Here is a 17,397-nt window from a genome sequence, read left to right as displayed (position 1 = left end):
AGGAGGTCGAGGCCGTCAAGGCGAACGGGTACCGCCCGGCCGACTACATCGACGGCGACGACGAGCTGCGCGCGGTGCTGGATCTGATTGCGGGCGGCACGTTTTCGCACGGAGACACCGAGGTGTTCCGGCCGCTGGTGGACAACCTGCGCCACGACGACCCCTTCCTGGTGTGCGCCGACTTCGCCTCCTACCTGAAGTGCCAGGAGCAGGTCAGCGAGGCCTGGCGGGACACCGAGGCGTGGACGAAGATGTCGATCCTGAACACCGCGCGCAGCTCGTCGTCGCCGTCGATGTAGTCGGCCGGGCGGTACCCGTTCGCCTTGACGGCCTCGACCTCCTGCTCGGTCAAGCCGAACAGGAAGAAGTTCTCCGGCCCGACCTCATCGCGCATTTCGACGTTGGCCCCGTCGAGCGTGCCGATGGTCAGGGCGCCGTTGATCATGAACTTCATGTTCCCGGTGCCCGAGGCTTCCTTGCCCGCGGTGGAGATCTGCTCGGACAGGTCGGCGGCGGGGTAGATCAGGTGCGCGTTCTGCACGTTGAAGTTCGGCACGAACGCCACCCGCAGGAAGCGGTTGACGGCCGGGTCCGCGTTCACCGTCTCGCCGACGGCGTTGATCAGCTTGATGATCCGCTTGGCCATGAAGTAGCCCGGGGCGGCCTTGCCGCCGAAGATGAACGCCCGCTGCGGAATCGACAGGCCGGGATCCTGTTTGAGCCGGTGATACAGCGCGACGATGTGCAGGACGTTGAGGTGCTGACGCTTGTACTCGTGGATGCGCTTGACCTGGACGTCGAACATCCAGTCCGGGTTCAGCTCGACGCCGGCGACCGACCGGACGTACTTGGCCAGGCGCGCCTTGTTGTTGCGTTTGATGTCGTGCCATTCCCGGCGGAAGGCCGCGTCGTCGACGAACGGCTCCAGCCCGCGCAGGCGGCTCAGGTCGGTCAGCCAGCCGTCTCCGACGGTGCGGTCCAGCAGCTCCCGCAGCCCCGGGTTGGCCAGGGCGAGGAAGCGGCGCGGCGTCACGCCGTTGGTCTTGTTGCTGAATCGTTCCGGCCACAGCTCGTAGAAGTCTTTGAGCACACTGCTTTTCAGCAGTTCGGAGTGCAGCGCGGCGACTCCGTTGATGGCATGGCTGCCGACGGTGGCGAGGTGTGCCATCCGGACGCTCTTGCCGCCGTCCTCGCCGATCAGCGACATCCGGCGCAACCGGTCTTCGTCGCCGGGGAAGCGGGCGCGCACCTCGTCGAGGAATCGGCGGTTGATCTCGTAGATGATCTCGATGTGGCGCGGCAGCGCCTCGGAGAACATGTCCAGCGGCCAGGTCTCCAACGCCTCGGGCAACAGGGTGTGGTTGGTGTAGCCGAACGTCGCGACGGTGATTTCCCACGCCTCGTCCCAGTCCAGCTGGCGCTCGTCGACCAGCAACCGCATCAGCTCGGCGACCCCGATGGAGGGGTGAGTGTCGTTGAGCTGCACGGCGAATCGCTGCGGGAGTTCCCGCACGCCGGCGTCGGCGAGATCGTCCATGATGTGCAGCACGTGCTGCAGCGAGCAGGACACGAAGAAGTACTGCTGCAGCAGGCGCAGCTGCTTGCCCGCCTCCGGCTCGTCGTTGGGGTAGAGCACCTTGGTGACGGTCTCGGACATGACCTCGTCCTCGACGGCCCCGTAGTAATCGCCGGTGTTGAAGGCCTCCAGCGCGAACGACTTCACGGCCCGCGCGCTCCACAGCGTCAGCACGTTGCAGGTGTTGACGCCGTAACCCTGGATGGGCGTGTCGTACGCGACGCCCTTGAGCACCCGCCCCGGCACCCACCGGACGCGATCGTGGCCGGAGTCGTCGGTGTAGTGCGCGGCGTAGCCGCCCCACTTGACCAGGTAGTTGACGTCGGGTTTCGGGATTTCCCAAGGGTTTCCGTGGTCGAGCCAGTTGTCGGTCTGCTCGACCTGCCAGCCGTCGCGGATCTCCTGGTCGAAGATGCCGAATTCGTAGCGGATGCCGTAGCCGATCGCGGGTCGCTCGAGCGTGGCCAGCGAGTCGAGGTAGCACGCCGCGAGCCGCCCGAGGCCGCCGTTGCCCAGTCCCGGTTCCTCCTCGCAAGCCAGGACCGTCTCGAGATTCTGTCCCATCGCCGCGAGCGCCGTCTTGGCCGCGAGCTCCATGTTGAGGTTCAGCAGGTTGTTGCCCAGCTGCGGACCCATCAAGAATTCGGCCGACAGGTAGCAGGTCACCTTGCGGCCGAGGTCAAGCGAGGTCTGCGTCGAGGCCACCCGGCGGTCCTGCATGCGGTCGCGCACGGCGAGGGCCAGTGCTCGGTAGTAGTGCTCGGGCCGCAGCGCGGCGGCCGGGCGACCGATCGAGTAGCGCAGGTGGTCGGTGATCGCCCGCTGCAGCGCCGCCGCGCTCATCCCGGTGCGGGAGTGCTCGGCCAGATCGGCCCGCGTCGGGCTGGGCGAAATTCCGTCGGAGGGCGTCTGCTCGACATCGGTCATCGTGGGTGGTCCTACTCCCTAGGGGTGGGCGGCAGGAGAGTCAGTGTGGCAGCGGTGTTTGCACACCAGGCGCGCAATTGAAGGCCGTTACGTAAACACAAACTCACAGGCCGGTGACGAAATGGCGTTTGGGCTAGGCGATGTATCCGCGCGGGAGGACGGAGAAGTCGACGCACGCCGCGGCCAGCATGTCGCCCAGCACGGGGTGGACCGGTGCGCGGAGTTCGAGCATCGCACCGGCCGACGGCGCTTTCAGCGTGGCGATGTTCGTGTTGGCCAACAATTGGACGGCCTCGAATTCGATGTCGCGCCAACCGGTGTGGACCGTCATCAGGGTGAGGACGCCCAATTGATCGCCGGTGGGGGACAGGATCGCGTGATGCCAGGCGCTGTCGGCCTTGGCCCCGGAGTGCGGCCGAATCGCCGCCAGGACGGTGCCGCCGCCATCCTCCAACCGCGCCGCGCCGTCGGACGGGACGATCTTTCCCACCGGTGTGCCCTGGTTCGTGACGGTGGTCGTTCCGGCCACCGACAGCCTGAATTCCTCGCCGGCCGGGCTGGACAGGGTGTAGTCGCTCTTGCCGCCGTTCTTGAATCCGAGCAAGACGCCGACCCCGCCCTTCTGTTGAGCCCGCGCCAGTTCGGCGCCGTCTGGGGTGGTGAGCTCAATTCGCAACGCGTTGGACGTCGCCCTTGTCACTTTCGCGGCGACGGCGGTCGCGTTTCCAAGAATCGGCATGCGGAGATCCTAGGCGCAGAATCGTCAACCATGAACCAAAGCCAATTGCCGTTGGCGTCGGCCGGTGCGCGCTGGCTGATCGCCGCGGCCGTCCTTGGTTCGGGCATTGCGCTGCTGGACGGCACCGTCGTCAACGTGGCGCTGCCGGCCATCGGTCGCGACCTGGGCGGGGGTCTGACCGGCCAACAGTGGGTCCTCGACGGCTACCTGCTGACGCTGAGTGCGCTGCTGCTGACCGGAGGCGCCGCGGGCGACCGCTATGGCCGCCGACGGGTTTTCGTCGCCGGGCTGGTCGTCTTCACCGCCGCCTCCGTCGGCTGCGGTCTTTCGCCGACGGTCGGATGGCTGGTCGGCGCGCGGCTGGTGCAGGGTGTCGGCGCGGCGGCGCTGGTTCCGGGCAGCCTGGCGTTGATCGACGCCGGCATCGTCGACGACGACCGGGGGCGGGCGGTCGGGATCTGGGCGGGCATGTCGGGGGTGACGACGGCGCTGGGTCCGTTCATCGGGGGCTGGCTGGTCGATGCGGCGTCGTGGCGCTGGGTGTTCTTCTTGAACCTCCCGCTGGCCGTGGCGGTGCTGTGGATCGCCGCCCGCCACATTCCCGAATCGCGCGATCCGAGCGCGCGGGGCCGTCCGGACGTCACGGGAACCGCCGCGATCACCGTCGGGCTGTCCGGGGTGATCTACGCGCTCATCGAGGCGCCTTCGCGCGGTTGGACTTTCGTCACGGCGGTGTCCGCCGCCGTCGGCACCGCGGCGCTGCTTGCTTTTCCGGCAATCGAACGACGCGCGCAGGCGCCGCTGCTGCCCTTGCAGCTGTTGCGATCCCGGCAATTTAGCGGCGCCAACCTCGCGACCCTGGCCGTCTACACCGCGATCGGCGGGGCGCTGTTCCTGCTGGCCCTGCAGCTGCAACAGAGCCTGCACTACTCCGCGCTCGCGGCGGGGCTGGCGATGCTGCCGATGACGGTGATCATGCTGATCGGCTCGCCGTGGGCCGGCTCGCTCGGGCAGCGGGCCGGGCCGCGGCTGCCCATGACGGTCGGGCCGCTGATTGCCGCGGCGGGTTTGGCGTTGATGGCGCGGATCACGCCCGGGGCGACCTACCTCGGCGCGGTGCTGCCCGCCGTCGTCGTGTTCGGCGTCGGGCTGGCGATCACCGTGGCGCCGCTGACCGCGGCCGTCCTGTCCGCCGTTCCCGATGGCTATGCGGGCACCGCCTCCGGCGTCAACAACGCCGTCGCGCGCCTCGCCGGGTTGCTTGCCGTCGCCGTGCTGCCGGCTGCGGCCGGCATCACCGCGGGCCCGGGGCAGCCGCTCGGTCCGGGCTTCTCGGTGGCGATGATCATCACCGCCGTCGCGTGCGTGGTCGGCGCATTGATCGCGGCGCTGACCGTCCGGACCGGCGGCGACTTCGCCCACCAGATGCTGCCCGGCATCAACCACGCGTGCCAGGACCCGTGCACGCGGCGTTAACGGTGCGCCCCTTGTCCCGAAGCGTGGGGCAGCGCTCGGCGATTCTCGAATAGATTTCGGTGATGGCCTCGACGACGTGGGATGTCGACGGTGACCGACGCGCTGGTCAGCCTGCTGAATGCGGCTCCCGTCGCTAACCGGTGACCGTCATCTGATCGTTGCTGCTGGCCCACGACCGCGCGAAGACGTCGATCGGCACCTGTTCATCGCGGCCCTCCTCGCTGCCGCTGTCGTTGAGGTGCACGATGCCGGCCGCGGTGTCGACGCCGGTGACCACGACGGCGTGGTTGGCTTCCGGTTGGCCGTCCGGGGTCTTGTCCTCGACGGGCTCGCGCCAGATGACTTCGGAGTTGACCCCGACGATCACCTTGCGGCCCTTGGCCAGATCCTGCTCGAGCGCCGACATGCCCGTCGGGACACCGGTCTTCGCGGCGCTCTCCTCTTCGGTGGAGGTGGCGCGGATGCCGTAGTGCGCGAGGAGCGCCGGCTCGTCGTCGAACGAGGTGCCGTCGCCGGGTTTGCGCTTCTTCGGCTTGGTGTAGATCGGTCCGGCGTGGACGGTGCTCGGCGTGGCCTGGGCCAGCTTGACGATGGCCTGCTCGGAGGGCGGCTTGCCGGTCAGTTCACCGACCACGTCGGCGACCGCCATCTCCACGCAGTCGTCGTCGTATCCCTGGTAGCGCCAGAACGGGGCGGCCGCCGCGGGGTTGCCGTACAGCGTGCCCGCGCCGCGCGGCGGGTCGGGCGTGGCGTGCGCGCTGACCACCGCCGGGCCCAGCCCGATGGCGGCCGCCAGCATGGCCACGCCCGTCGCCCGGGCCGCGGTCGCAGTGCGGGTGCCGATCATGCCGTGAATATCTGAGGAGAGTGGCGCGGCGTTACTTTGTTGAGATGCCACGTCCGATGCGCTTCGACGTCAGCGACGTTGTCGGCGAGCAGGCATGGCTGGCGGCCACCTACTACCCGGCGCCCCGCGGCGCCGACGCCCTACTCGTCTGCCTGCCGGGCGGCACCTACAGCCGTGAGTACTGGGACCTGAAGTTCCCCGGTCGCAGCGGCTACAGCTTCGCGGAGTTCGCCACCGAGTACGGCTACGGCGTGGTGACGATCGATCCGCTGGGCACCGGCGAAAGTTCCAAACCGGCAAGAGATTTCGATTTCACCGACATCGCCGCCGCGCTCGCGCGGGCCGTCTCCGCGCTGCCGGAGGCGACGGGCGAGCGCGCGCCGGTGCTGGCCGTGGCGCATTCGCTGGGCGGTTACCTTGCGATCGTTCAGCAATCGCTGTTTTCCAGCTACGCGGGTTTGGCGGTACTCGGCTGCACCAACCAGCACGTCGCGCCGCTGAACCTGGATGCCGGCTTCATCGCCCGGGCGGGCACCGCCGAGGGTCGCGCCGAACTGGCCCGGCAGATCCTCGCAGCCCTGCCCGAGCCGTATGCCGAGGGCCCGCGCGAGTATCTGCAGAGCTGGTTTCACCTGGCCGATGTGCCCGCCGACGTCGTGGCGGCGGACTGCGTCACCGCAAAGTCGGTGGTGCCGCGGGTATTCGGCACCGCAATGATTCCCGGCGTTGTCGCCGAGTACGCCGCACAGATCGACGTCCCGGTGCTCGTCGGCTTCGGCGTCGTCGACGTCTCACCGGACCCACGCGCGGAGGCCGGGCTGTACCGCCGCAGCCGCGACCTCACGACCTTGGTGCTTCCCGAAAGCGCGCACTGCCACAACATGGCGTCGAGCCGCCGGCTGCTGTGGAGGCGCGTGCTCGATTGGGCCGCGACCGTAAGGTGTGCGTCGTGACCCAGACTCTCGATGCAAGGCTCAACCGTTTTACGCCCTCGGTGCTCAGCCTTTTTCGGTTCGTCTACGGCTTGCTCTTCGCCGCGTGTGGCTCGATCATCCTTTTCGATTGGCCCGTCCGTCCGGCCTTTCCCGCGGGGTTCGGCACCTGGCCCACCTGGTATGCCGGCCTGATCGAGTTCGTCACGGGGCTCCTGATCGCGACCGGGTTGTTCACCCGCCCCGCCGCTTTCATCGCGTCGGGGCAAATGGCGGTCGCCTATTTCTGGATGCACCAACCGAAGGCGCTGTGGCCGGTCGGCGAACCGCCGGCGGGCAACGGCGGGCTGCTGGCGATCCTGTTCTGCTTCGCTTTCTTCCTGCTGGTCTTCACCGGTGGCGGGCGTTACTCGATCGACGCCCTGCGCGGCGGGCGCGCTACACCGCGCAGTGCGGGTGCGGTTCCGGGTCGAAACACGTGATGGTTCCATAGGGGCAGCGCGGCAGGTAGATGCCGCCGCCTTTCCGCCAGCCTTTCCGGACCAGCTTTCTGGCCAGGTAGCGCGACGCCGTCAGCGCCTTGGCTTTCTCCGGCGCGGGGTAAAGGCGGGGGTTGTCGTAGGCGTCATAGATGTCTTCGGCGAGTGCGTCGATGAGTTCGATGACGTCGCGGGGTGTGGCCATGCTTCACCAGGTTCCCGTTTCGATGACCAGGGAATCTTATCACCGGCACGTTCTCTGACCAGGCCCGTACTTCCGATCGACCAGCGATAATGGCATTCTCTATATCCGAGAAGCCATTTTCACGCGGACGAGAGGACATCCGGATGGGCGCAGACCGACGATGCGACGGGCTGGTCGCGCTCGTCACGGGAAGCAGCCGGGGCCTGGGCAAGGCGATCGCCGCGCGGCTCGCCGCGCACGGTGCCACGGTGGCGCTCACCGCCCGAACGATGGAACCCGACGCCAAATACCAGGGATCGCTGAGCCAGACCCGCGACGAGATCGTGGCCGCCGGCGGCCGCGCCGTCGCGGTCCAGGCGGACCTTTCCCAATCCGACGAGCGCGAAAGGCTTTTCGCGGAGGTGGTGAGCGCCGTCGGCGCCCCGGACATCCTCGTCAACAACGCCGCCGTCACCTTCCTGCGGCCGCTCGACGGGTTCCCCGAGCGGCGGGCCCGGCTGATGATCGAAATGCACGTCCTCGGCCCGCTGCACCTGAGCCAGTTGGCGATCCCCGCGATGCGGGAGCGCGGCCGGGGCTGGATCCTCAACCTGACGTCGGTGGGCGGCGACCTGCCGGAGGGACCGCCGTTCTCAGAGTTCGACCGGACCGCGGGTTTCGGCATCTACGGAACGGCCAAGGCCGCGCTCAACCGGCTCACCAAGAGCCTCGCCGCCGAGCTGTACGACGATGGCATCGCGGTCAACGCCGCCGCCCCGTCCAACCCGGTGGCGACCCCCGGGGCCGGCACCCTGGACCTCGCCAAGACCGACACCGAGGACATCGAACTGATCACCGAGACCGCCTTTCGGTTGTGCACCTGCGACCCGAAGACCATGACCGGGCGTATCGCGCACACCCAGCCCTTCCTGGCGGAAGTCGGCGGGTCGAAGCCGGTCGGCTAGGTGACCGAGCTCGACCTGGACGAGCTGCGTCGGCGCCTCGCGGCCGCGGGCGTTGCCGGCCTCGCCCCGCTGGCCGGTGGCGCGTCCAGCCTCACGTTCTCCGGTGAGCGCGACGGCCGGGCGGTGGTGATCAAAGTTGCCCCGCCCGGGGTGGCGCCGGTAGCACACCGCGACGTGCTGCGCCAGGCGCGTGTCATGAAAGTGCTTGCGGAGAGCCAAGTTCCGGTCCCCGAGGTGCTGTGGGAGGACGTGGGCGCCCCGCCGCTCTTCGTGATGTCACGCGTCGAAGGCGACTGCGTGGAGCCGCTTTTCGACGGTTGCCCGCCGGCCGCCGACCTGGCGGGGCGCTACCGCAACGCATGCCGCGTCATGGCCGCCCTGCACCGGTTGTCACCGGCCGACCTCGGATTGGCGGGCGAACCGGCCATGGAACCGGCCGCGGAAGTGCGGCGCTGGTCGGAGACCCTGCAGACCGTGGACGCGGCGTTGGTGCCCGGCTGGCCGGACGTGCGCGACGCCTTGCTGGCTTGCGCGCCGGTGGCCCTGGGCCCGAGCGTGGTTCACGGCGACTTTCGGCTGGGCAACCTGCTGGCCGACGGCGACCGGATCAACGCGGTGATCGATTGGGAGATCTGGGCGATCGGTGACCCGCGCATCGACGTCGGCTGGTTCCTGATCAACTCCGACCCGGACACCTATCAACGCGTGCGATCGCCCGGCATCGCGCCACCGACCGGCGAGCTCGCCGACATCTACCAACGCGAGTTCGGTTGCCAGGTAGCCGATTTGGGCTGGTTCAGTGCGCTGGCGTGCTTCAAGTCGGCGGCGACCTGGGCGCTGATCGTCAAGCACAATCGCCGAAGACGCTCTCCGCGAACCGAATTGGAGGCAATGGCCGCCGCGTTGCCAAGACTGCTGGAGCGAGCGCGATCACTGCTGGACTAGCAGTGGCTCAGCGGCACCGCGCATACAGATTTTGGCAGACCATTCCGATACGATCCGAACGCGTTGACGGACCGACCTCGTCGCGCGGCGACGCGTACAGATCGGGCGTCTCCGTGATTATTCGATCGATCACCCCGGGCCCCGGCGTGAAGGGATCCACCGGGTCGGCGCGTGCGATGCCGACGCCGCCCGCGAGCGTCGTGGCCGGCATCCCAACGGCCAGGAGCGCCACGGCGAGCGGGTGACGTTTCATAGCAGACGATCGTAGCGCTCCGGAGAAGGAAATGGTCGCTCGAAAGCATTACGATCCAACGTCGCATTTCAATCACGAATGCAAAACAACTGCGGCGGTTCGACCAGCAAATGCGGCCGGGTGAATTCGGCACTGCCTACGGTGTCGTCCGTGAGGCCCATCGCCGTGGTCGTCCGCCGCGCCGCGGTTGTCGCGGTCTGCCTAACCATGCTCGTGGCGACCGCGGCGCCGGCCGGCGCCGACCCCGAAGTCGATCCGGCCGCCGCCACGGCGCCGGCGGCCGAGGGACAGGTCCCCTCGAACCCTCCAGCAACCCTCCAAACCCCCGATGGCTGGACACTGGGCCTCGGCGCGAAAGACGAGTCGCAGGTTCCGGTCGCGCCGCTGACGACCGCCGCGTCTTCCCGCGAGTACCTGTCGAGCGGAATCTTCGTCGGCTCGCTGATCGGGCCGGAACAGCCCCGGGGCGAGCTCGAGGTGGGCTACGAGATCGGCTGTGGCATCGACATGAGCACCTCCAACGGCGTCACGATGGCGGGGAGTGCGGGCGTCACGCCGTCGCTCGGGACGACCGCGCTTATCCCCGGCGTGACGACGGGCATTCTGCCGTTGATCTCCACGCCGGTAAACGGTGTGCTCAGCGTCGGTCTCAAGCCCGGCCTGGTGATCGTCGTGCCGGTGATCAAGAAGGAGTTCAAGGGCGCGAGTCCATGGGTGATGATCAGCAACTTCCACGTCAAGATCGACGGATGCGTGGGCCAGTCGTTCATCCGCTCGTATGCGACGCTGACGCGGATCACCGACCAATCCGACGTGATCTTGTCCTACGTCGGCGTCACCAAAGCCGTCTAGCTATACGCGATGCCCGCCAGCTTGTCCGCGAACTTCGCCTCCGCGGCCGCGCGCAACCGGAGCAGGTGTTCGGAAGGGAACAAGTCCGGCGCCGGCTGACGGTCCTTCAGCAACAGGCGGGCCAGCGTCACCTTGTGGACTTCGGTGGGACCGTCGGCAAGCCCGAGCACGAACGACTCGACCAGGAACTGCACGAAGGGCATCTCGTGGGTGGTACCCAGCGACCCGTGCAGCTGAAGCGCCCGCGCCGACACGTCGTGTAATACTTTCTGCATCATCGCCTTGACCGCCGAGATGTCCGCGCGCACCGCCTTGTAGTCGTTGAATTGGTCGATCTTCCAAGCGGTTTGCAGCGTCAGCAGCCGAAACGCCTCGATCTCCATCCACGAGTCGGCGACCATCTCCTGCACCATCTGCTTGTTGGCCAGGACCTCGCCCTGGGTGTAGCGCGACACCGCCCGCTCGCAGATCATGTCGAAGATGCGGCGGACCAGGCCCACCGTGCGCATGGCGTGATGAATTCGCCCGCCCCCCAGGCGGGTTTGGGCGACGACGAACGCCCCGCCGCGCGGGCCCAGCATGTGATCGGCGGGCACCCGCACGTCCTCGTAGCGGACATAGCCTTCGCGCCCGCCGCCGCCCAGCGGTTGGTACCCCAGCCCGACGTCGCGCATCACGTTGATGCCCGGCGTGCCGCCCGGCACGACGAACATCGAGTAACGCTCATACGGGGGCGCCTCGGGGTCGGTCATCGCCATCACGATGATGAACGACGCCATCGAGGCGAACGACGAGAACCACTTCTCCCCGTTGATGATCCAGTGGTCGGCGTCCTGCACGGCGGTGGTGCGGAACACCTTGGGGTCCGCGCCGCCCTGCGGCTCGGTCATCGAGAAGCATGACACGATGCGGTTGTCCAGCAACGGCTCCAGGTAGCGCTCCTTGAGCTCGGGGGTGCCGTAGTGCGCAAGGATCTCGCTGTTGCCCGAATCGGGGGCCTGCGAGCCGAAGACGATCGGTGCGCATTCCGAGCGTCCCAGGATCTCGTTGAGCAGCGCCAGCTTTACCTGGCCGTAGCCCGGGCCACCCAGGTGCGGGCCGAGGTGGGTGGCCCACAGCCCCCGCTCCTTCACGATCTTCTGCAGGGGCGGGATGAGCGCTTGGCGCACCGGATCGCCCAGGTCGTGCGACTCCTTGACGATCAGGTCGATCGGTTCGCACTCGCTGCGCACGAACTCCTCGACCCACTTCAGTTGTTCGGCCCACTGTGGGTCGGTGGAGAAGTCCCACGACATCCGTCGTCCCCTCTCGGTTCGGTCACCGGGACCACTTTTTTCGGCGTTCGGCCGCTTCCTCGGTCGCGTGCGCGAGCACCTGGTTGCGGTTCTCCAGCTCCAGGGCCGACGACAGGCTCGTCGCGTCGGTATTCACCTGCAGCGCACGCTTTGTCAGCTGGACGCCGAGCGGGGCCAGGTCGGAGATCAGCACCGCCAACTCCGTTGCACGCTCGAGCAACCGATCGGGTTCGACGATCTCGCTGACCAGCCCGCGCCGATCGGCCTCGGCGGCCGAGACCGTGCGCCCGGTGAGCATCCAGTCGGCCGCGACGCTGGTGCCGACGATGCGGGGGAGGTGATAACTCATGCCTATCTCGGCCCCGGACAGCCCGAGCAGGATGGCGGCGTTGCCGAAAGAGGCTTGCGCCGAACAGATCCGGATGTCGGCGGCGAGGCACAGCGCGAACCCCGCGCCGACGCACGGGCCGTTGACCGCGGCGATGACGGGCTGCGGCAACCGATGCACCCCCTCGGCGAGCGCGGCCATGCCCTCCTGGAAGCGCATCCGATCCAGCGCCGGGGCGGTCGCCTCCGGCACGTTCGGCCCGAAGTCGCGCATGTCGATCCCGGCGCAAAAGCCGCGACCGGCGCCCGTCAGGACAACGGCGCGGACGGTCGGGTCGGATGCCAAATCGCCCAGGGCCGCGCGCAATTCGGTCTGCATGACCTCGTTGATGGCGTTGAGCCGCTCCGGGCGGTTCAACCGCACGACGACGACGCCGTCGCGGGGCCGGTCGAATTCGAGCGTGGGTGGCACCCACCGATCGTAAAGCGTCTCTCGGCTTAGGAGAATAGCCTTCTCCGAAACCGCGAAGCTATTCTCGTCACACCAGTCCCAGCGCAGAAGGGATCGGCTTTCTGCCCGCCTCACAGCGACTGTGAAGTCGAGTTGGCCGCCGTGCGTAGCCGTTGTCGCTATGAGGCGGGCACAATGGATGGTCCTCCGGCGGCGTGACTGGTGTGGCGGATGTGGCCGCGAAGCGGAACACGTTGGATCGCAACCTAATTCGGGGCCGGTCGATGGTTGCCGATAATGACGCATAATCCGGCGCGCAGCGGGTAGCCCGCCGCCATGACCAAGATCGGATACTTCCTTTCCAGTGAGCAGTTCGGCCCCAAGGAACTGGTCGACCAGGCCAAGCGCGCCGAGGCGGCCGGCTTCGACGCGCTGTGGATCTCCGACCACTTTCACCCGTGGAACGACGAGCAGGGCCAGAGCCCGTTCGTGTGGGGCGTGATCGGCGCGCTGTCGGAGGTGACGTCGCTGCCGGTCAGCACGGCCGTCACCTGCCCGACCATGCGGACGCATCCGGCGATCATCGCGCACGCCTCGGCCACCGCGGCCGTGCAGCTCGACGGCCGCTTCGTGCTCGGGGTGGGCAGTGGGGAGGCGCTCAACGAGCACATCCTGGGCGATCCCTGGCCGTCCGTCGGCGTGCGCCAGGAGATGCTGGAGGAGGCGGTCGAGGTAATCCGCAAGTTGCACCGGGGCGACGAGGTGAGCCATCACGGCAAGCACTACGAGGTGCAGGAGGCGCGCATCTACACGCGGCCGGAGCGGCCGGTGCCGATCTACGTCTCCGGGTTCGGACCCCAGGGCGCCGAGCTGGCCGGGCGGATCGGTGACGGATTCGCCCTGGCCATGCCCGAGGCGGAGCTGGTCAAGGTGTTTCGCGAGTCCGGCGGTGGCGACAAGCCGGTGCAGGCCGGCACCAAGGTCAGCTGGGATCAGGATCCCGACGCGGCGCTGAAGGTGGCGCATCGGTTGTGGGCCAACGAAGGGCTGCCCGGGCAGACGTCGCAGATTGTGCCGCGGCCCAAGGACTTCGCCGCGCTGATGTCCTTGGTTCCTCCGGACAAGGTCGCCGAGAGCGTCGCGTGCGGACCGGATCCGGACAAGCACGTCGCGCAGGTGCGCAAGTACCTCGACGCCGACATCGACGAGGTCTACGTGCAGCAGATCGGCCCCGACATGGACGGGTTCTTCGCGGCGTGGGAGCGCGACGTGCTGCCCGCGCTACGCGGTTGAGCCTCAGGCGAAGTCGGTGCCCGTGGTGAGGTGTTCCCATTTCGCGATCTCGGCCGCGCGGGCGTCCGCGACGTAGCGGTAGAGGCCCAGGGCGTCGGGTCCCAGCAACAGGAATCCCGGGGGCTCGCCCGACTCGACCGCGGCGATGATCGCGGCGGCCGCCCTGGCGGGGTCGCCGGCCTGATTCCCGTGCATCGTGTCGTTCTCCTTGCGGCGCTGCCCGGCGGTGGCCGCGTAGTCGTCGATCACCGTGGCCGTCTGCGCGAGCGAGCGCCCGGCGAAGTCGGTGCGGAATGCGCCGGGTTCGACGACCGTCACCGAGATGCCCAGCGGCGCGAGCTCCCCGCGCAGCGCCCCGCTCATCCCCTCGATGGCGGCCTTGGCGGCGGCGTAATAGCCGGATCCCACCGGGGTGACGGTCGCGCCGATCGAGGAGATGTTCACGATCGCCCCGCTGCGGCGGGCCCGCATCCCCGGCAGGACGGCCTTGATCATCGCGACGCCGCCGAAGAAGTGCGTCTCGAACAATTCGCGCACGGCGGCGTCCTCGCCTTCCTCCACCGCGGCGCGATAGCCGTAGCCGGCGTTGTTGACCAGAACGTCCACGCCGCCGAACCGCTCGTCGGTCTGCCGCACCGCCGCGGCGACCTGCGCCTGATCGGTGACGTCGAGCGCGACGGCGAGCACCCGCTCCGTCGGCCCCAGGTCGGACACCTTCGCGACGTCACGCGCGGTGACGACCGCGTTGTGCCCGGCGGCGATGACGGCCTCGGCGAGCGCGCGGCCGAGCCCGGTCGAGCAGCCGGTGATGAGCCAGGTGGACATGGCGTGTCTCCTTCCGTCGGGGCGCAACTCAGTCCAGCAGCGCGCGGCCCACGATCTGCGGGTCCGGCTCACCAACAACGTCGTGGTCCTTGTCGTCGTAGTCGGACTTGGCCAGAACGTAGCGCATCGCGTTGATCCGGGCGCGCTTCTTGTCGTTGCTGCGCACCACGATCCACGGGGCGGCGTCGGTGTCGGTCGCGGTGAACATCGCCTCCTTGGCCGCGGTGTAGTCGTCCCATCGGGTCACCGACTCCATGTCCATCGGCGAGAACTTCCACTGCCGCACCGGGTCGACCAGCCGGATGGCGAACCGGGTGCGTTGCTCGGCCGGCGAGACCGAGCACCAGAACTTCGTCAGGTCGATCCCGTTGTCGACCAGCATCCGCTCGAAAAGCGGTGCCTGCTCCATGAATTCGGCGTATTGCTCGGGCGTGCAGAAGCCCATCACCCGTTCGACGCCGGCGCGGTTGTACCAGGAGCGGTCGAACAGCACGATCTCGCCGCCGGCCGGCAGGTGGGTGATGTAGCGCTGGAAATACCACTGCGATTTTTCGCGATCGCTCGGCTTCTCCAGCGCCACCACCCGCGCGCTGCGGGGATTGAGATGCTCCATGAACCGCTGTATGGTCCCGCCCTTGCCGGCGGCGTCGCGGCCCTCGAAAACGATCACGTGCCGGCGGCCGCTGCGTTTGGCGTGGTTTTGCAGCTTCAGCAGCTCGATCTGCAGCCTGCGCTTCAGCCGCTCGTATTCGTCGCGTGGCATCCGGTGGTCGTACGGGAAGCGCTCGCGCCACGTGTCGACGTGGTTGCCGTCCCGGTCGAGCAGGACCGGGTCGTCGTCGTCCTCGTCGTTGACGGTGTAGCCGTGTTCGCGCGTGGAAAGGGCGTCCAGATCTATCTCTGCCATAGCCCGGGGTATTCCCGGTGTGGCATCGATTCATCAACCCGCGGCGGCGCAGCGCTCCAGCCGGAAGGTGCGCTTGAAGCCGGCCGGCTGCGTCGTCAGCGTCACCTCGACCGCGCCGCTCGGGGCGACGACGTAGCGCTCCTCGACGTCCGGGCCCTCGCTCCACCGCCCGACCGGCTGGCGGCCGAGGTCGTCGCGGTCGCGCAGGGCCGGGTCGAACGGGAAGAGCACCGGGTCATACGGCGTGACATCGCCGTCCGGCCGCCCGTCGATCAGGCGGCTGCACTCCACGAAGCGGAAGTGTCCGATGTTGTGCGCCGCCCGATAGGTGCGGCTGACGACCAGCGGGGTCCGCCCGTCCGCCGGAAGCGACGCGTCCTTGGGCACGATCGGGTCGAAGACCACGTCGGTGCCGGCCTGCGCCTCGCGGAAGACCCCGAAGTGCCGCGAAAAGCGTTCGGACAGCGCGAAACCCGCTTCCTTGTCGAGGAAGACCGCCAGGCCGATGGCCGTGGCCGCAAACGGGTGCGGGGAGCGCTTGACCCGCTTGTCGCCGAAGGCGCTGCGCAGCATCCGGGCAACCAGCGGGAAGCCCCCGGCCCCGCCCACCACGTAGATGCCCGCCACCTCCGACCAGTCCACGTCCTTGCCGTCCCGGGTTGGACCGCGCAGGACGCGCTGCAGCAGTTCGGTCGTCTGGTCCACGAGCGGCGCACACACGGAGTAGACGTCGTCGATGCCGCAGGAGAACGGGGGCCGGTCGATCGCGTCGATTCCGGTGAGGTCCACCAGGAAACGGCGCGTCTGCGGCCCGACGGCCTCCTTGCGGGCGGCGCACTCGTCCTTGAGCAGCTCGCGCGTGGCGGGGCCCGCCCCGTTCAGGTTCAGCCGGTCGAGGACGAGGTCCACGATCGCCTCGTCGAAGTCATCACCGCCGAGGCGCTGGATGCCCTCGCTGACCACGACCTCGTTCTCGTGCCCGGTCATTCTCAGCAGCGACGCGTCGAAGGTGCCGCCGCCGAGGTCGTAGATGAGGACGTGTTCGCGCTTGGCGGTGATCGTGGAGCGGTACCGGTGCGCATACTCGAGGCTGGCGGCCGACGGCTCGTTCAGCAGCGCGACGACGTGGAAACCCGCCGCGACGAAGGCGTCCAGGGTGAGCAGGCGCTGGGCGCTTGATGCGTTGGCCGGCACGCTGATCGCGGCCTCGACGGTCTCGCCGGGTGCGAGGGTGGCGTTGGACCGGGTGTGCAGGTCGCCTTTCAGCTGCGCCAGAAAGCCGGTGAGCAGGTCGGCCAGGCGATGGTCGCGGCCGGCCAGGTGGACCTCGGTCTGCGGACCGGCCTCGTTGAGAAGGCGTTTGAACGATCGCAACACCGACCACCCCGGCTCGTGGCGGACGGCGGCGGCGTCCAGCCCGAATCGCAGTTGCCCATCGGTGTGGGCGGCGATGAGCGAAGGCCACGTATCCAGGCCGTCGAACGAGATGACCGGATAGTTGCCCCGGTCGACGGCCGCAACGACGGTGTGGGTGGTGCCGAAGTCGATACCGAGCCTCATCGCGCAATATTAGGACCGCGGCATGGCCGGAGGCATCAACCTTGACGGGCGTGGGCGATCAATCCTCGAAGTGACGGTTGTAGTCGCTGCGCTCGAGCCACCACTGCAGGCTGTAGGTCCCCTTCGCGATCATCAGCATCAGCACCGCGGAGGCGAAGGTGACGATGACGTTCATAGTCTTTCCATTTCTCGTGCCATGAGCGAGTTCTCGAGGAATCCGTACTGCCTCGGGTAGTGCCTTCGCGGCGGGCCCGGTTCATCCGCCGACGTCATGAGCGTGCGCCGCACGATTGCGACGAACCGGCGGCCGATGTGCTGGCGGCGCGGCCCCAGGGCCGCCGCGGTGCCGAACACCACCTGCTGCGTGCTGATCAGGACTTCGGCGGACGACACCTCGACCGAGGGCGGCTGGCTTGTGCGCTGTTTGACGGGATCGGGTGTTGTCGCGAGTCCCGTTGGTGATGCCGACATTTCGTCTATCTCTTTTCGATGCGGTGGTCCCGTGACCGGATGAACCGGGCGTTGGTGAAATCACCGTAAGAGCGACGAGCGGCATTCGTCGTG

General features: G+C 68.3%; 18 protein-coding genes and 1 pseudogene. 8 read left to right on the top strand and 11 right to left on the bottom strand.

The window, feature by feature from the left end; translation table 11 throughout:
• The first annotated feature begins 47 nt into the window (after nucleotides 1–47).
• Nucleotides 48–299, top strand: coding sequence for a glycogen/starch/alpha-glucan phosphorylase (locus tag A5712_RS29905; RefSeq protein WP_369830341.1), 252 nt, complete (start codon nucleotides 48–50; stop codon nucleotides 297–299).
• Here the strand turns inward: A5712_RS29905 and A5712_RS01200 are convergent.
• Nucleotides 266–2,419: pseudogene (locus A5712_RS01200) on the bottom strand (glycogen/starch/alpha-glucan phosphorylase); the annotation flags it as partial. The gene A5712_RS29905 and the pseudogene A5712_RS01200 sit on opposite strands and share 34 nt — an antisense overlap.
• Before the next feature lie 217 nt (nucleotides 2,420–2,636).
• Nucleotides 2,637–3,242: a hypothetical protein gene (locus A5712_RS01195; protein WP_068100317.1), complete on the bottom strand. Its 606-nt coding sequence runs from the start codon at nucleotides 3,240–3,242 to the stop codon at nucleotides 2,637–2,639.
• Nucleotides 3,243–3,272: 30 nt separating this feature from the next.
• Here A5712_RS01195 and A5712_RS01190 point away from each other — a divergent pair, with 30 nt between their 5' ends.
• A complete protein-coding gene (locus A5712_RS01190; protein WP_068100315.1) occupies nucleotides 3,273–4,718 on the top strand; it encodes an MFS transporter in 1,446 nt (481 codons plus the stop codon).
• 133 nt (nucleotides 4,719–4,851) lie between these two features.
• Here the strand turns inward: A5712_RS01190 and A5712_RS01185 are convergent, their stop codons facing one another.
• The gene (locus A5712_RS01185; RefSeq protein ID WP_068100314.1) at nucleotides 4,852–5,565 is read right to left on the bottom strand and encodes a hypothetical protein; all 714 of its coding nucleotides are present in this window, start codon (nucleotides 5,563–5,565) and stop codon (nucleotides 4,852–4,854) included.
• Nucleotides 5,566–5,609: 44 nt separating this feature from the next.
• Here A5712_RS01185 and A5712_RS01180 point away from each other — a divergent pair, with 44 nt between their 5' ends.
• Nucleotides 5,610–6,518: an alpha/beta hydrolase gene (locus tag A5712_RS01180; RefSeq protein WP_082973203.1), complete on the top strand. Its 909-nt coding sequence runs from the start codon at nucleotides 5,610–5,612 to the stop codon at nucleotides 6,516–6,518.
• Complete coding sequence (locus tag A5712_RS01175) at nucleotides 6,515–6,979, top strand: DoxX family protein (protein WP_068100356.1); 465 nt, start codon at nucleotides 6,515–6,517, stop codon at nucleotides 6,977–6,979. The genes A5712_RS01180 and A5712_RS01175 overlap by 4 nt, the downstream gene beginning before the upstream one ends.
• Here A5712_RS01175 and A5712_RS01170 read toward each other — a convergent pair.
• Nucleotides 6,936–7,181 carry a hypothetical protein gene (locus A5712_RS01170; RefSeq protein WP_068100312.1) on the bottom strand — a complete coding sequence of 82 codons (246 nt, stop codon included), beginning with the start codon at nucleotides 7,179–7,181 and terminating at the stop codon, nucleotides 6,936–6,938. The two genes, A5712_RS01175 and A5712_RS01170, sit on opposite strands and share 44 nt — an antisense overlap.
• Before the next feature lie 143 nt (nucleotides 7,182–7,324).
• On the opposite strand from A5712_RS01170, the gene A5712_RS01165 reads away from it, so the two are divergent.
• The gene (locus A5712_RS01165) at nucleotides 7,325–8,125 is read left to right on the top strand and encodes an SDR family NAD(P)-dependent oxidoreductase (protein ID WP_068100309.1); all 801 of its coding nucleotides are present in this window, start codon (nucleotides 7,325–7,327) and stop codon (nucleotides 8,123–8,125) included.
• Nucleotides 8,126–9,070, top strand: a complete 945-nt coding sequence (locus A5712_RS01160; protein ID WP_068100308.1) for a phosphotransferase family protein — start codon at nucleotides 8,126–8,128, stop codon at nucleotides 9,068–9,070. It abuts the gene before it with no gap.
• Between the two features lie 7 nt (nucleotides 9,071–9,077).
• Here the strand turns inward: A5712_RS01160 and A5712_RS01155 are convergent, their stop codons facing one another.
• Nucleotides 9,078–9,323 (bottom strand): hypothetical protein, encoded by a 246-nt coding sequence (locus tag A5712_RS01155; RefSeq protein ID WP_068100306.1) that lies wholly within the window; start codon nucleotides 9,321–9,323, stop codon nucleotides 9,078–9,080.
• A 165-nt stretch (nucleotides 9,324–9,488) separates the two neighbouring features.
• On the opposite strand from A5712_RS01155, the gene A5712_RS01150 reads away from it, so the two are divergent.
• On the top strand, nucleotides 9,489–10,175 hold the full coding sequence (locus A5712_RS01150; protein WP_231981898.1) for an MspA family porin: 687 nt from the start codon (nucleotides 9,489–9,491) through the stop codon (nucleotides 10,173–10,175).
• On the opposite strand, the gene A5712_RS01145 is transcribed toward A5712_RS01150, so the two are convergent.
• Both A5712_RS01145 and A5712_RS01140 read right to left on the bottom strand, forming a co-directional pair.
• Nucleotides 10,172–11,470: an acyl-CoA dehydrogenase family protein gene (locus tag A5712_RS01145; protein ID WP_068100305.1), complete on the bottom strand. Its 1,299-nt coding sequence runs from the start codon at nucleotides 11,468–11,470 to the stop codon at nucleotides 10,172–10,174. The genes A5712_RS01150 and A5712_RS01145 overlap by 4 nt on opposite strands.
• A 22-nt stretch (nucleotides 11,471–11,492) precedes the next feature.
• On the bottom strand, nucleotides 11,493–12,269 hold the full coding sequence (locus tag A5712_RS01140) for an enoyl-CoA hydratase/isomerase family protein (RefSeq protein ID WP_068100303.1): 777 nt from the start codon (nucleotides 12,267–12,269) through the stop codon (nucleotides 11,493–11,495).
• Between the two features lie 315 nt (nucleotides 12,270–12,584).
• Between A5712_RS01140 and A5712_RS01135 the strand changes: the two genes are divergently transcribed.
• A complete protein-coding gene (locus tag A5712_RS01135) occupies nucleotides 12,585–13,541 on the top strand; it encodes an LLM class F420-dependent oxidoreductase (protein ID WP_068100301.1) in 957 nt (318 codons plus the stop codon).
• A gap of 3 nt (nucleotides 13,542–13,544) precedes the next feature.
• Here A5712_RS01135 and A5712_RS01130 read toward each other — a convergent pair whose 3' ends face one another.
• The 4 genes from A5712_RS01130 to A5712_RS01115 form a co-directional block, all read right to left on the bottom strand.
• Nucleotides 13,545–14,366, bottom strand: coding sequence for an oxidoreductase (locus A5712_RS01130; protein ID WP_068100298.1), 822 nt, complete (start codon nucleotides 14,364–14,366; stop codon nucleotides 13,545–13,547).
• A 28-nt stretch (nucleotides 14,367–14,394) separates the two neighbouring features.
• On the bottom strand, nucleotides 14,395–15,273 hold the full coding sequence (gene ppk2, locus A5712_RS01125) for a polyphosphate kinase 2 (RefSeq protein ID WP_068100296.1): 879 nt from the start codon (nucleotides 15,271–15,273) through the stop codon (nucleotides 14,395–14,397).
• 33 nt (nucleotides 15,274–15,306) lie between these two features.
• Nucleotides 15,307–16,833: an Hsp70 family protein gene (locus A5712_RS01120; protein WP_068100294.1), complete on the bottom strand. Its 1,527-nt coding sequence runs from the start codon at nucleotides 16,831–16,833 to the stop codon at nucleotides 15,307–15,309.
• A gap of 171 nt (nucleotides 16,834–17,004) precedes the next feature.
• Nucleotides 17,005–17,304 (bottom strand): hypothetical protein, encoded by a 300-nt coding sequence (locus A5712_RS01115; protein ID WP_068100292.1) that lies wholly within the window; start codon nucleotides 17,302–17,304, stop codon nucleotides 17,005–17,007.
• Nucleotides 17,305–17,397 lie beyond the last annotated feature (93 nt).

This window comes from Mycobacterium sp. E2327, assembly GCF_001672675.1.
Lineage (GTDB): Bacteria > Actinomycetota > Actinomycetes > Mycobacteriales > Mycobacteriaceae > Mycobacterium.
The sequence above is the reverse complement of the archived record's forward strand: the minus strand, read 5'-3'. Positions and strand labels throughout refer to the sequence as shown.

Bases quoted from the DNA above. Each gene is read 5' to 3' on its own strand.
- A5712_RS01115 (WP_068100292.1), bottom strand. From the start codon at position 17,304: ATGTCGGCATCACCAACGGGACTCGCGACAACACCCGATCCCGTCAAA.
- A5712_RS01120 (WP_068100294.1), bottom strand. From the start codon at position 16,833: ATGAGGCTCGGTATCGACTTCGGCACCACCCACACCGTCGTTGCGGCC.
- A5712_RS01155 (WP_068100306.1), bottom strand. From the start codon at position 9,323: ATGAAACGTCACCCGCTCGCCGTGGCGCTCCTGGCCGTTGGGATGCCG.
- A5712_RS01195 (WP_068100317.1), bottom strand. From the start codon at position 3,242: ATGCCGATTCTTGGAAACGCGACCGCCGTCGCCGCGAAAGTGACAAGG.
- A5712_RS01145 (WP_068100305.1), bottom strand. From the start codon at position 11,470: ATGTCGTGGGACTTCTCCACCGACCCACAGTGGGCCGAACAACTGAAG.
- A5712_RS01170 (WP_068100312.1), bottom strand. From the start codon at position 7,181: ATGGCCACACCCCGCGACGTCATCGAACTCATCGACGCACTCGCCGAA.
- A5712_RS01185 (WP_068100314.1), bottom strand. From the start codon at position 5,565: ATGATCGGCACCCGCACTGCGACCGCGGCCCGGGCGACGGGCGTGGCC.
- A5712_RS01130 (WP_068100298.1), bottom strand. From the start codon at position 14,366: ATGTCCACCTGGCTCATCACCGGCTGCTCGACCGGGCTCGGCCGCGCG.
- A5712_RS01180 (WP_082973203.1), top strand. From the start codon at position 5,610: ATGCCACGTCCGATGCGCTTCGACGTCAGCGACGTTGTCGGCGAGCAG.
- A5712_RS01165 (WP_068100309.1), top strand. From the start codon at position 7,325: ATGGGCGCAGACCGACGATGCGACGGGCTGGTCGCGCTCGTCACGGGA.
- A5712_RS01135 (WP_068100301.1), top strand. From the start codon at position 12,585: ATGACCAAGATCGGATACTTCCTTTCCAGTGAGCAGTTCGGCCCCAAG.
- ppk2 (WP_068100296.1), bottom strand. From the start codon at position 15,273: ATGGCAGAGATAGATCTGGACGCCCTTTCCACGCGCGAACACGGCTAC.
- A5712_RS01190 (WP_068100315.1), top strand. From the start codon at position 3,273: ATGAACCAAAGCCAATTGCCGTTGGCGTCGGCCGGTGCGCGCTGGCTG.